This is a genomic window from Ferruginibacter sp., assembly GCF_031430955.1.
In the GTDB taxonomy this organism is placed as follows: domain Bacteria; phylum Bacteroidota; class Bacteroidia; order Chitinophagales; family Chitinophagaceae; genus Ferruginibacter.
Map to the genome: position 1 here is coordinate 1 of NZ_JANPCM010000170.1, position 13030 is coordinate 13030.

At 35.5% G+C, this 13030-nt stretch carries 15 protein-coding genes; 9 read left to right on the forward strand and 6 right to left on the reverse strand.

The features are described 5' to 3' along the window. From ACY65O_RS04540 to ACY65O_RS04550, 3 genes are all read left to right on the forward strand, one after another. On the forward strand, positions 1-675 hold a 675-nt coding region (locus ACY65O_RS04540), incomplete at its 5' end, for a PKD domain-containing protein (protein WP_462219659.1). A 7-nt stretch (positions 676-682) separates the two neighbouring features. After that, positions 683-1732 carry a family 16 glycosylhydrolase gene (locus ACY65O_RS04545; RefSeq protein ID WP_462219660.1) on the forward strand — a complete coding sequence of 350 codons (1050 nt, stop codon included), beginning with the start codon at positions 683-685 and terminating at the stop codon, positions 1730-1732. A 25-nt stretch (positions 1733-1757) separates the two neighbouring features. Beyond that, positions 1758-2660, forward strand: coding sequence for a glycoside hydrolase family 16 protein (locus ACY65O_RS04550; protein WP_462219661.1), 903 nt, complete (start codon positions 1758-1760; stop codon positions 2658-2660). 75 nt (positions 2661-2735) lie between these two features. Here ACY65O_RS04550 and ACY65O_RS04555 read toward each other — a convergent pair whose 3' ends face one another. Next, positions 2736-3488: a sugar phosphate nucleotidyltransferase gene (locus ACY65O_RS04555; RefSeq protein ID WP_462219662.1), complete on the reverse strand. Its 753-nt coding sequence runs from the start codon at positions 3486-3488 to the stop codon at positions 2736-2738. Then, positions 3464-4921 carry a RapZ C-terminal domain-containing protein gene (locus ACY65O_RS04560; protein ID WP_462219663.1) on the reverse strand — a complete coding sequence of 486 codons (1458 nt, stop codon included), beginning with the start codon at positions 4919-4921 and terminating at the stop codon, positions 3464-3466. Before ACY65O_RS04560 ends, ACY65O_RS04555 begins: the two co-directional genes overlap by 25 nt. A 115-nt stretch (positions 4922-5036) precedes the next feature. Here ACY65O_RS04560 and ACY65O_RS04565 point away from each other — a divergent pair, with 115 nt between their 5' ends. The 5 genes from ACY65O_RS04565 to ACY65O_RS04585 all read left to right on the forward strand — a co-directional run bounded on the left by ACY65O_RS04565 (position 5037) and on the right by ACY65O_RS04585 (position 7483). After that, entirely contained in the window at positions 5037-5258 is a 222-nt protein-coding gene (locus tag ACY65O_RS04565) for a hypothetical protein (RefSeq protein WP_462219664.1), read from the forward strand. Further along, the gene (locus ACY65O_RS04570) at positions 5246-5557 is read left to right on the forward strand and encodes a hypothetical protein (RefSeq protein ID WP_462219665.1); all 312 of its coding nucleotides are present in this window, start codon (positions 5246-5248) and stop codon (positions 5555-5557) included. The genes ACY65O_RS04565 and ACY65O_RS04570 overlap by 13 nt, the downstream gene beginning before the upstream one ends. A gap of 98 nt (positions 5558-5655) precedes the next feature. Continuing rightward, positions 5656-6033 carry a hypothetical protein gene (locus ACY65O_RS04575; protein ID WP_462219666.1) on the forward strand — a complete coding sequence of 126 codons (378 nt, stop codon included), beginning with the start codon at positions 5656-5658 and terminating at the stop codon, positions 6031-6033. Further along, the gene (locus tag ACY65O_RS04580; RefSeq protein ID WP_462219667.1) at positions 6008-6472 is read left to right on the forward strand and encodes a DUF2752 domain-containing protein; all 465 of its coding nucleotides are present in this window, start codon (positions 6008-6010) and stop codon (positions 6470-6472) included. Before ACY65O_RS04575 ends, ACY65O_RS04580 begins: the two co-directional genes overlap by 26 nt. Positions 6473-6793: 321 nt before the next feature. Continuing rightward, complete coding sequence (locus tag ACY65O_RS04585) at positions 6794-7483, forward strand: lycopene cyclase domain-containing protein (RefSeq protein WP_462219668.1); 690 nt, start codon at positions 6794-6796, stop codon at positions 7481-7483. Here the strand turns inward: ACY65O_RS04585 and pgl are convergent. From pgl to gndA, 3 genes are read right to left on the reverse strand one after another with little or no spacing between them, the layout of a single operon-like run. After that, complete coding sequence (pgl, locus tag ACY65O_RS04590) at positions 7480-8205, reverse strand: 6-phosphogluconolactonase (RefSeq protein WP_462219669.1); 726 nt, start codon at positions 8203-8205, stop codon at positions 7480-7482. The two genes, ACY65O_RS04585 and pgl, sit on opposite strands and share 4 nt — an antisense overlap. Positions 8206-8243: 38 nt before the next feature. After that, a complete protein-coding gene (gene zwf / locus ACY65O_RS04595) occupies positions 8244-9746 on the reverse strand; it encodes a glucose-6-phosphate dehydrogenase (protein WP_462219670.1) in 1503 nt (500 codons plus the stop codon). 13 nt (positions 9747-9759) lie between these two features. After that, a complete protein-coding gene (gene gndA / locus ACY65O_RS04600; RefSeq protein ID WP_462219671.1) occupies positions 9760-11166 on the reverse strand; it encodes an NADP-dependent phosphogluconate dehydrogenase in 1407 nt (468 codons plus the stop codon). Positions 11167-11303: 137 nt separating this feature from the next. Here gndA and ACY65O_RS04605 point away from each other — a divergent pair, with 137 nt between their 5' ends. After that, positions 11304-12224 (forward strand): DUF72 domain-containing protein, encoded by a 921-nt coding sequence (locus ACY65O_RS04605; RefSeq protein ID WP_462219672.1) that lies wholly within the window; start codon positions 11304-11306, stop codon positions 12222-12224. Here ACY65O_RS04605 and ACY65O_RS04610 read toward each other — a convergent pair. Continuing rightward, positions 12213-12818 (reverse strand): amidohydrolase family protein, encoded by a 606-nt coding sequence (locus ACY65O_RS04610; RefSeq protein WP_462219673.1) that lies wholly within the window; start codon positions 12816-12818, stop codon positions 12213-12215. The genes ACY65O_RS04605 and ACY65O_RS04610 overlap by 12 nt on opposite strands. Positions 12819-13030: the final 212 nt, after the last annotated feature.

Consider the following 13030-nt stretch of genomic DNA (forward strand, 5'->3'; position numbering starts at 1 on the left):
GATTTTGGCGATGGTAAAACCCAAACGGTACCATCAGGCGTTATTACTTATAAATACTCTAACCCTGGAACTTATGATTACACTATTAATGTAAATGCTGTTGGTACAGGAGGTATCATATCTACCATAAGTAAAAAAATAAAAGTATTTGTTGCTTTTGAAATACCGGCTGCAATTTTGCAATCCTTAACTAACGGCTCATCTAAAGTTTGGATAACCGATAAGGATGCTGCAGGGCATTTTGGGGTAGGGCCTAATGATCAGTTTGCTCCAATATGGTATGCAGCAACACCTAACTCAAGAGAAGCCTGTGCTTACGATGACGAGATCACTTTTTCAAAAGATGCCAGTAATAATGTGTTTATGTCGGTTAATAACAAAGGCGATAATTTTTCAATAGGCGCCTCGTCCGGGTTTTATGGTTTTAGCGGAGGCGATGGTTGCTATCCCATTAACACAGGCGGTAATAAAAAATTAGCTTTTATGGATGCTACAACAGCATCTACCAGTGCTAATTCTACGAGAATACAATTTAACGTTCCGGGAAATGGGATAATTAATTTTGGTACAGGCGGCACTACTTATGAAATTTTGTCGATTTCAGCTACAGGTATTAACTTACGTAATATTGGTGCGGATGGTAATTCCTGGTATCAAAAATTAAAAAATAAATAACAGTAAAATGAGATACATTAACAGATCAATACTGCTGGCAATTATGTCAATAGCTTTTATAAATGGCAGTTGCAAAAAAAGCAGCGACAACAAACCGGCACAAACAGCACCATCTAATTTAATGGTTACTGCAGTACCCAGTACAGATGGCAGCGGCACTGTAGCATTTACGGCTACTGCAACTAATGCGGTTTCGTACGACTATGAATTTGGAAACGGTGTTGTTGCAACAATTCCATCTGGGGTAACTAATTTTAAATATACACTTGCAGGTACTAATACTTATACAGTTACAGTTACAGCAAAAAGTAGTTCGGGATTAACTGTAAGTAAATCTATTAGTGTAACCGTAAATGTGGTTATTGGTCCACTGGCCCTTGTATGGTCGGAAGAATTTAATGTAGATGGTGCACCCGGCAGCACAAAATGGGGATACGATTTAGGTGCAGGTGGTTGGGGTAATAATGAACTACAGTATTATACCAGCAGGCCGGAGAATGCAGTAATATTAAATGGGGTACTAAAAATTACGGCTATTAAAGAATCTTACAGTGGCAGTGCTTATACATCGGCCAGGTTATTAACAAAAGATAAATTTTCTTTTAAATATGGTAAAGTAGAAATAAGGGCAAAAATACCTGCAGGTGGCGGTACGTGGCCGGCAATATGGATGCTGGGCAGCAATATCAATACTGTAAGCTGGCCCGGTTGCGGCGAAATTGATATTATGGAGCATGTAGGAAACAGTTTGAATAAAATTTATGCCACGCTGCATCATCCCGGTCACTCGGGTGGTAATGGAGATGGCAGTACTGTTATGATCCCTGATGCTACCACAGCATTTCATAATTATATTATGGAATGGTCGGCAACAACTATTAAATTTTATGTAGATACACAATTGTTTTACACCTTTAACAACAATGGCTCTTTGCCATTTAATCAAAACTTTTTTTTAATACTGAACGTGGCAATGGGTGGTAATTTTGGTGGGGTAATTGATCCTGCAGTTACCAGCGCAACAATGGAAGTTGACTACGTAAGAGTGTATCAGTAATTAAACGGTTAACTATATTAACAGTATGAAAAAATTTAGAAACTTAGTTTCTTACGCTATTGCTGTATCAATTTGTGTAAGTATTATGGTACAATGTAAAGTGGCTTCGGTAAATGTACCTGCTACGGTTAGCCCAAATAAAAGCATAATTTTTTTCGATGACTTTTCTTATACCAGGTTAGACAGTGCCAAATGGAATGTCGAAACAACAGGGATGCATTTTAATAACGAATTACAAGCTTACGTTGATTCCAACTCTGCCATTTCTTTTATAAACGGTACTGCAGAAGGTGCCCAAAACGGCGCCTTAGTTTTACAGCCTCATTTTACACCGGGTTTTGTAACAAAAGACGGACAAAAATTTGATTTTATTTCTGGCAGAATAAATACGAAAAGCAAATTTGATTTTTTGTATGGTTCCGCATCTGCAAGAATTAAATTAACTGCAGGTGCAGGCCTTTGGCCAGCATGGTGGCTGTTAGGAAACGGCAACTGGCCCGAAACCGGCGAAGTGGATATTATGGAAAATATAGGTGAAAAAGATTGGGCTAATGCAGCAGTGCATGGTAAAGGATACAGTGGCGATGCAGGCTTAGTAAACCGGTTATACTTTCCTGAAAAAAACGATGTAACCAGCTGGCATATTTACGCTGTAGACTGGACACCTGATAGTATGATATTTAAATATGATGATGTGCCTATGTTTCGTGTAACAAAACCAATGACGCAATTTTTTGGCGACTGGGCTTTTAACACAAATAAATATCTTCTTCTAAATTTTGCAGTTGGCGGTATATATCCATTTAAAATAAATGGTATTAAAGAACCCTATTACGGTTTACCCGTTTCTACATTTCAATCCATAAAAAATAAAGAAAGTAAAATGCTGGTGGATTGGGTAAGGGTAACAAAAAATACCGGAAATTAAAATGATAAGAGATCTGACTAGTCCTAAAAAAGCGATACAAGAGTAATAATAAATAAATGTCCAATTGGTATAATATTAAAAGAATAATTTTTCTGCAACCGCCACGCTTTCAGGCTTACCTACATCAACTAAATTATCGCCGCTATGGTCATAGCCTAATATAACATGCCCCGCAGCTAAATCAAGGTAACTGTCCATAATAGAAAATTTTCCTTCTTGTTTTATTAAAGAAAAAATTTCGGGTTCATAAATTACCACACAGCTGTAAGCCATTTCATGAAGTCCGGGCTCTTTTCCTCCCCTTTTGCAGGAGGTTAGGTGGGGGCCTTTTTCTTCACCGGTTTGTAAATTTTTCCAGCCGCACAAACGGTTATCATTATCAAATAATAAAACCCGTGATGATTTTCTGCTGGTAACACCAAATGTAACCAATGGTTTATGCTGCTGATGAAAAGCCATCAGTTTATTTAAATCCAGATTGGTAAGGATATCTACATTTAAAGAAAAAAATGGTTTGCCATTATTTAATAACTCTTTTGCTTTCATTAATCCGCCACCAGTCTCCAGCACTTCATTGCTTTCATCGCTTATAATAACATTACTTCCCCAACCATTATTTTTTTTAACTGCATCAATTATTTGTTCGGGGAAATGATGAATGTTTACCACTATATCTTTAATACCATATTGCTGCAGGTATTCTATATTACGTTGCAATAAAGATTTGCCGTTTACTAAAGCGAGTGCTTTAGGATGTGCATCGGTCCAGGGTTTAAAACGTGTGCCAAGGCCAGCAGAAAAGATTATTGCACGGGTGTTGTTTTCCAATTTTCCTTGTTTGTATGTTCTAAATTAATTTTCACTTTAAATTTATTTCTCAAATGCCTGGCAATAGCTTCGGCAGCATATACGCTGCGGTGCTGCCCGCCTGTGCAACCAAAGTTGATGGTTAAATGATCGAAACCACGTTTAATGTAATCCTCTACCGAAATATCAATGATGCTGTACACACTGTTTAAAAAGTCGGGCATCTTTGTTTGCTGTTCTAAAAAATCTTTCACCGGTTTATCCAGGCCCGATAAATGTTTGTAATCATCAAATCTGCCGGGATTTAAAATGCCCCTCATATCAAAAACAAAACCGCCGCCGTTTTTAGTTTCGTCTTTTGGGTAACCGGTTTGTATGTAAGAGAAACTATTTATAGTAACTACTAACGGTGTGTTATCTGTTGCCTGCATGGGTGTAAACTCCTGTATCACTTCATCACTGATGCAAAGCTCTAAAACTTTTTTAAACTCCGGCACTGCAATACCAATACTCTGGTTATTGATAAACCATTTTAAATTTTGTAACGCTAAAGGAATGCTGGTTAAAAAATGTGCTTTTCTTTCAAACAAACCTCTAAAACCATAAGCACCCAGCACCTGCAGCAAGCGAATTAATACATAGCCGTTATACTGGCTTCTGAAAACATCTCTGTCCACTGTTTCTTCTACAATTTTTTCAAACGAGTTGATGTAATCTTCCAGTAAATTCAATTTCCAATCGTCGGGTAAATTTGCTTTAGCCTGCCATAATAAAGAAGCTACATCATACTGCGGCGCACCCTTCATGCCACCCTGGTAATCTATAAAGTGAACAGCTTTGTCTTCGCTCACCATGATATTCCTGCTTTGAAAATCACGGAACATAAAAAATTTATATTCCGTATGAGCCAAATAATTACTCAATGCTTCAAAGTCATCAATCAGTTTTTGTTTGTCATAAGGTTTGCGCAAAGCATCTAAAAAATAATATTTAAAATACAACAGGTCGGCCATGATGGCCTGTTTACCAAACGAAGTATTGGTTAAACATTTTTTATAATTCAATTCCTCGTGTCCTTTTACCTGCAGTAATGCCAGCTGGTGCAAACTTTCTTTGTACAACTCATATACGCTTTGTACATAACCCTGCTCTTCTAATTTATTCAGCAACGATACATCACCAAAATCTTCCTGTATATAAATATCTTTATCGCTGTTGATACATAAGATTTTTGCGGTAGATAAATTTTTCTTTTTAAAATGCTGAGAAAAATAAATAAAAGCATCGTTTTCTTTTATGTTGGCACCGTAAGTGGCAATAAAATTTTTATCTTTTGTGTGAATGCGAAAGTAATGCCGTTCGCTGCCGGCTTGTGGTAATTTATCAATAGCAGTAACGGGTGATGTTGAAAATGCAGCAAAGAGTTCTTTTATTCTGTCGGTGGTTGTAGTCATTCATTTATATTGTTGGGTAAAAATACTTTAAAATGAAGGAGCTGCCAAAAAGGTAATAACCATAACCAGCTTCCTAAAATAAAAGTTGTAAATTGCAATAAACAAAATATACGGTATGCCACGTATTGCAGGAATAGCAACAAAAAAAAATACTAAAGGGGAGATAACCCATGTCACTATTAATGTTGAAAAACACAGAGAAGTGATTACACCTATGCTTTACGAACTGGGCGTAATTGTAAAAACAAAATTTCAAAAAGAATGCGAAAGCGCAATAACATTGGAAGATTTTAGAAAAAAAATGCATGGAAGAATAAATAAAGTATGGAAAAAGTAGTAATTCTCCCTGCATTAGAAAGTAAATTATTCGATCTTGTTTTTATACTTTATGATAAAGAATATTTTGGTTTTGTAGAGAATGCCCTGGAGTACGTGGATAACATTGTAAACTTTATGTACACAATACCAACTCTTCGCCATAGAAAAACCAAAAATACTAAATACGGCACCTACTACTGCAGCTACAAATCTAATCGCTCCACTACGTGGTTTATTTCTTTTGACTTTGAAGATGATACCTGGCTTATAAAAAATATTACCAATAACCACACAAAAGAATATCTGCAAATAATATAAAATAATCAACACATTCTCAAAAAGCTACCAAATTCCGGGGCACTGCTTTTTTCAACTTATTATTCTATATTCGTAAAACTTTAACCAATAAAACAATTATGGAACAATTACCAGACAACCGGAACAACCAAACCCCTATTCCTTTATTTAAAGTTGACCCGATTATGGTTTTAGTTTTTGGGCTATTATCCTGTGGACTATACCTTATTTACTGGAATATTAAAATGGCAGAAGTATTAAATGCAGTTGCAGAAAAGGAAATTATTTCGCAACCGATAGCCATTTTTGCAGGATGCTGTATGCCGGTAAACGTTTATTTTTATTATTTAGCCGGCAAAGAAGCCCTGCCAAAAGTATATGCAAGAACCGGCGAACCGCAAAAAGACCAATCTACTTTATTAATTATTTTGGGATTTCTTTTTCCGGTAGTTGCTGCAATGATTGTACAAGGTGACGTTAACAAACTATACAATTAATACAAGAGATAAACGTAAGTGGTACGGAATTACCGGCGCCTTAGTAACGCTGGTAATTCCGTATTTTTTATTATTGAATAATGGCAATCATCATTTAGAAACTGATCAATCACTTTGTCCGTTTAAAATGCTTACGGGTTTTCCTTGCCCCGGTTGCGGTATTACCAAATCGCTGGTATATTTTTATGAGGGAGACATTTACAAAAGTTTAAGTTATCATCTACTCGGTCCCTTTGTAATTGCGTTTTGTTTATTAACTATTGTGGTACTTACCGCCGAACTGATTACTAAAAAAGAATATTTTACAAAATGGTTGTATAATAAAAAGCTGGCTTATGGGTTAGCAATTTTTCTTGCAACGTATCACATTGTAAGATTAGTTTTTTTTGTGATTGATAATTCCTGGCAAAGTATTTTAGAGCAGTCTGTTTGGAAATAAAAACGGCTGAGTTTTATACAACTCAACCACTACTGCTATAAAGTTATTCACCTGTCATTTCTTCTTTACGCTTTCTAAATTCCCTTAAATCTCTTCCATTCATCTGCAGAATCACCGGATAAAATTTACCCATCACATCTGCCAATGTGGTTTAGCTTTGCATTACTTCATTAATATCCTTGTAAGCAAATGGTGCTTCATTAAGGCCACCGCCAATTAATTTTACACCGTGGGCTGCTAATTCTTTTTTCAATAACTCAAACAGTTTCTAAACTTTCAATTCGTTTTTTTGTTTTCCACTAAACAGTATATCTTACTTACTTGAATCAGCACTACACATACTTGATAATTTTAGCAGCATCTTTTATCGGCCCGTTTGCACTGAGCTTCGATAAAAAAGTAGCTTTCTATAAAAAGTGGAAATATCTTTTTCCGGCAATGCTGTTACCTGCCGTAATTTATATTGTATGGGATTTTTATTTTACTGCTAAAGGCGTTTGGAGTTTTAATGAAAATTATATTACAGGATTAAAAATTTACAATCTCCCCATTGAAGAAGTGCTTTTCTTTTTTATTGTGCCCTATTGCTGTGTATTTATTTACGAATGTATTAAAAACTATTTTCCCGAAATAAAAAATAAACATACCGCAGATGTAATACTTATAACTACTGCATTGATTTTATGGTTAACAGGAATTATTTTTTACAATAAATATTATACCAGCTGGACGTTTATTTTAAATGCTGTTTTTATTACTGTTATTTATTTAAATAAAAACTATTTTAAAACATTTGACGCCACAACTTTCCTGGTTTCTTATTGCATTATGCTTATTCCCTTTTTAATAGTAAATGGGTTTTTAACTGCTATTCCTGTTGTGTTGTACAATAATGCAGAAAATTTAGCAATAAGAATTTATACCATTCCTTTTGAAGATACTTTTTACGGTATGCTTTTAATACTGATGACGATTGTTATTTATGAAAAGCTGAAAGAGAATAGAACTTAGTCCCCATCCGCCGCTTTATCTATAAACCAAAATGTATTTTCTGTTGCTTTAACCATTGCAGCAGGAAGTGCAGCGCCACTCTTAGAAAATATCTTTTTTATAATAGCTGCTTTATTTTCTCCACTAATTAAAAACACAATATTTTTTGCCCTGTTAATAAACGGAAGCGTAAAACTTATGCGATCCATTTTTTTTTCTTGTACCCAAATATTTTTCACCCAATTTTTTTTATCACCTATCAATTCACTTTTGGGAAAGATAGAAGCAGTATGCCCTTCTTCACCAATACCTAAAAGTATCATGTCGAAGGGATGTTTGTTAGTGATATATTTTTTTAAAGCTTGCTCATACAATACGGCTGATTGTGACGGGGTGACTTTTAAAGTTTGTACAGCTAAAATATTTTTTTTATTAACAGGTACATGTTTTAGCAATGCATCATTTGCCATTTTGAAATTACTTTCTTCACTGGTTGGTGCAACAAAACGTTCATCACCAAAAGCAATAATTATTTTCTTCCAGGGAATATTATTTTTATAAGGTGCCTGTGCCAGTAATTGAAATAATAATTTTGGTGTACTGCCACCTGACAATGCAATGGTGAAGTAACCTTTTTGCTGCACCGATTTATTGCTTTCGGTAATAATTAAATTAGCAACAGCATGGCTCAATGCTAAGGCATCGGGCCATATTGTTTTTATTGTAATTGCTTTTATCGCCATATCTAATGGTGTATTGTGGATTTGAATTTATCGGAGTGTTATTTTTTTTCTGCTGGCAGCACCACCCATTTCTTTGCAAAAGGTTTTAATAAACTGGTTGCTGCTGCTGGGCCCCATGTACCTGCGGCATATTTCAGCAGCCCTTTTTTTGGGTTTTTTTTCCAGGCATTAATTATCGGCATTACTACTTTCCATGCAGCTTCCACCTGGTCGCTACGCATAAATAAAGTAGCATCGCCATCTAAAACATCCAGCAATAAAGTTTCGTAGGCTTCAGGTGTAGCTTCGGTGTAAGATTCTTTGTAAGTAAAATCCATTTCTACAGGCTTTAATTTCATTTGCACACCCGGCACTTTACTTTCAAACAATAAACTTATTTCCTGTTCGGGTTGAATGCTAATGGTTAAGCGATTAGGCACCGTATCGTCTTTAAAAATTTTATAAGGCGAATCTTTAAATTGAATCATAATTACTGAAGCCTGCTTAGGTAAACATTTTCCTGTAGCTAAAAAAAATGGTACACCTTTCCATCTTTCATTATTAATAAAAAATTTTGCAGCAATAAATGTTTCAGTAGTTGATGCAGGCGGAATATTTTCTTCTTGTAAATAACCCTGCTGAGCCACATTATTTAGTTTTCCTTTGGTGTATTGTGCCCTCAATACATTTTTAAAAACGGCATCTGCACTAAACGGTTTTATACTTTTTAAAACATTGGCTTTTGCATTGCGGATATTTTTTTCGTCATATTTATCCGGACATTCCATTGCAACAACACAAAGTAATTGCAGCAAATGATTTTGTATCATATCTTTTAAAGCACCGCTGCCATCATAATATCCGCCACGTTTGCCAATACTTACCTGTTCGGAAAGTGAAAGCTGTACATGATCGATATACCGGTTGTTCCAAACTGGTTCAAAAATGGTATTAGCAAACCGAAAAGCCATAATATTTTGCACCGTTTCTTTACCGAGGTAATGATCAATGCGGAAAATTTGTTTTTCGGAAAAACGTTTTTGTAAAAAATGATTTAACTTTTGTGCTGATGCCAGGTCTGTACCAAAAGGTTTTTCTACCACAATTCTGTCTAAAGTAATTTGATTACACAATTTGTTTTTGTATAAACCTTCTGATGCCGCTTCGATAAACTGTGGTGCAATAGCCAGGTAAAAAATTCGTAAACAGCGCTGTTTATTTTTTTTGTCAAATGCATCCAAATCCTTTTTCAATATTTCATAAGTGGAATTATCCAAAAAATTACCCTGCCGGTAAAAAATTTTATCACTGAATATTTTCCAGTTTTTTTCATCGGGCTTACCTGTTCTTGAAAACTCATTTATACCCTCAAACAAATCTTTTTTGTATTGTTCGTTTTTATCTTCATTACGGCCCAGCAATAGAATGGTAAATTTTTCGGGCAAGTTTTTACTTAGAAAAAGATTATAAAAAGCAGGAATTAATTTGCGTTTGGTAAGATCGCCGGTGCCGCCAAAAATTACAATTGCTGCAGGTTGTTTGATGTTATTGTGTTTTGCCATGGGCTTATTTTTATTAATTCCAATCAGTATGAAAACTTCCTTCTTTGTCAATGCGTTCATAAGTATGTGCGCCAAAAAAATCACGTTGTGCCTGTATTAAATTCGAGCCCAATCTGCCGGTGCTGAACATATCAAAATAATTAAGGCTGCTGCCTAATACCGGCATGGCTATTTTATTATCCATTCCTGTTTTTAAACTATTAACCAATGCATTTCTTTTTTGTTCAAGCAGTTTGTAAAATTCTTTATCTAATAATAAATTTTTTAAAGCTGCATTGTTTACATAAGCTTTGCGAATATCATTCAGCATCAGCGAACGAATGATACAGCCGCCTTTCCAAATACGTACTACATCTGCTATATTAATTTCGTACTTATAAGCCTCAGATGCTGAGTGCAGTAAATGCAATCCCTGTATATAACTTACCGCCATTCCAAAATAAAGGGCATCATGTAAGTTTTGTATCAATTGTTTTTTATCTGTTGTGTTTATTGCTGCAGTTTCAGATGTATAACTATCAATAATTTCTCTTTCTTTTTTGTAAGAAGATAAATCTCTTGCAGCAACTGCTTCATCAATTGCAGCGGAAGGCACATGCAATTCTAAGGCGCTTACACTCGTCCAAAGTCCCGTACCTTTTTGTGCAGCTCTATCTAATATTACATCTATTAATCTTTTTGATGCATCGGCATCATCAGGCTGCAAAAATATTTTTGCAGTTATTTCTACTAAAAAAGATTGCAAAGCACCATTGTTCCACTCAGTAAAAATTTTATGCAGCTCGTCATTGTTGCAGCCTGCTGCATTTTTTAATAAGGCGTATACTTCACTTATCAGTTGCATAATGGCGTATTCAATACCGTTATGTACCATTTTGGTGTAATGCCCTGCACTGCCATTACCAATAAAAGTTACGCAGGCACCTTCATCGGTTTGCGCAGCAATTTTTTCTAAAATAGGTTTTAGTTCGGCATAGCCATCAACATTTCCACCGGGCATCATACTGGGGCCAAACCTTGCACCATCTTCGCCACCACTAACACCCATACCTGTAAAATGAATGCCGGTTGATTGCAATCTTTCAATTCTTTTATCCGTATCTGTGTAATGCGAATTACCGCCATCAATTAAAATATCTCCTGCCAGTAAAAAAGTTTTTATTTCATCTATTACTCCATCTACAATTTTGCCTGCAGGTACCAGCATCATTATGCGGCGGGGTGTTTCAAGGCTTTCAACAAATTGCTGCATACTTGCAGCAACTTGCACTGGTTTATCTTTTCCTTCTTCCAAAAGTCTTTTTTGCTGATCAACATTTCTGTCGTAACCGCAAACCACAAAACCATGATCGGCCATATTTAAAACCAGGTTTCGTCCCATCGTTCCTAACCCAATCATTCCAAATTGCGCTTTTTGCATACTCAATATTTTATACAATAATAAAAATACTATAATTGCAATGAAGTTACTTTAATGTTAACACAAGTTGCCCAATCAAAATAAAAATATCCATAATTAAAATTAGCATTGTTGTAGATTTACAAAAAGATATTTATATGGAATTTGGAAGGATGCCGGCAGAGGAATTAAACGGTATTGATTTTTCTTTACCTGCAGAACCTGCGTTTAATAAAACTGTTTTAAATGGAAAGCCGGCGAAAAATCCTAAAATTTATTTGGGCTGCGCCAAATGGGGCAGAACAGAGTGGGTAGGTAAAATTTATCCACCCAAAACAAAAGAAAAAGATTTTTTGCAACATTATGTGCAACACTACAACAGCATTGAATTAAATGCTACTCATTATAAGGTTTATGGCGAAGGCGGTATAAAAAAATGGACAGCAAACGCAGCAGGAAAAGATTTTAAATTTTGCCCCAAAATGTACCAGGGCGTAACACACCGTGGCAGTTTAAAAGGAAAAGATTTTATTACCAATGAATTTTTCCGTGGTATTGTTGCTTTTGAAGAATTTCTCGGGCCAATATTTGTTCAGGTAAGTGATGCTTTTTCTCCCAAAAGAAAAGAAGAATTGTTTGATTTTTTAAGATCATTACCCACCGACCTGCAATTTTTTTTAGAAGTACGCCACCCCGATTGGTTTAAAAAAGAGGATATACAAAATGAAATGTTTACTACTTTAAAAGCGTTAAACATGGGGGCCGTAATAACTGATACGGCCGGCAGAAGAGATTGTGCACATATGCACTTAACTCTTCCCAAAACATTTATACGTTATGTAGGCAACAGTTTGCATAAATCTGATTATACAAGATGCGATGCATGGATTAAAAGAATGAAATACTGGTTAGATAAAGGCATGGAAGAATTGTATTTTTTCATGCACATGCATGATGAAGCCACATCGCCGGAGTTAACAGTTTATTTAGTTGATAAAATGAATAAGGAATTAGGGCTGCATTTGATCAAGCCAAAATTTATTGAAGATACCGGTAAACAAAAAAGTTTATTTGATTGATTTATATACTACGCCATCCTTCATTACCCATTTTACCTGTTGCAATGCTTTTATATTTTTAAGCGGATCTTCCTGCACTGCGATAATATCTGCAAATGCACCGGGGATAATTTCACCAATTAAATTATTCTGCTCTAATAATTCAGCTGCATTAATGGTGGCGGTTTGTATAGCCTGTATTGGCTGCATGCCGTATTTAATAAAGTATTCAAAGTCTTTTGTCTGCGGTTCGTTCCAGTCGTAGCCGCCAATATCTGTACCGTAAGCAATCTTTACACCGTATTGCACAGCTTTTTTAAAAAGCTCAGGTTCTGTTTCGGTAAATAATTTATTCATTATGCTGCCTGCTTTAAATCTTCCTTCGGCAACAAAATCATTTACATAAATGGTGGGGCACCAAAAAACATTTTTTTGTACCATCAGTTTCATACATTCATCATTCATACCAAAACCATGTTCAATAGTTTTTGCACCGGCGTTAATGGCGTAAATAATTCCATCCGGCGTTACAGCATGTGCAGCCAGTTTGCGGCGGCTTTTTATAGTTTCATCTGCTATGGCTTCAATCTCTTCTTCATATTCTTTTTCCAGCATGTTGAGTGGCTAACCAGATTTATAGTTCTTCACCCATTCTTATTCAGGAAGGATTTCTAAACAGACGATATCTCCATTAACTGCTCTGTTTTAATTTTTGTTTCCGAGTACAAGCAAGTCTTAATCAATTCCTGAAATGGTTATAGTGGCTTCATCAAGATTAAGTCTTGAGACATTCAGCCTGCCTTAGAAATATTTTCCTTCTTTAATCC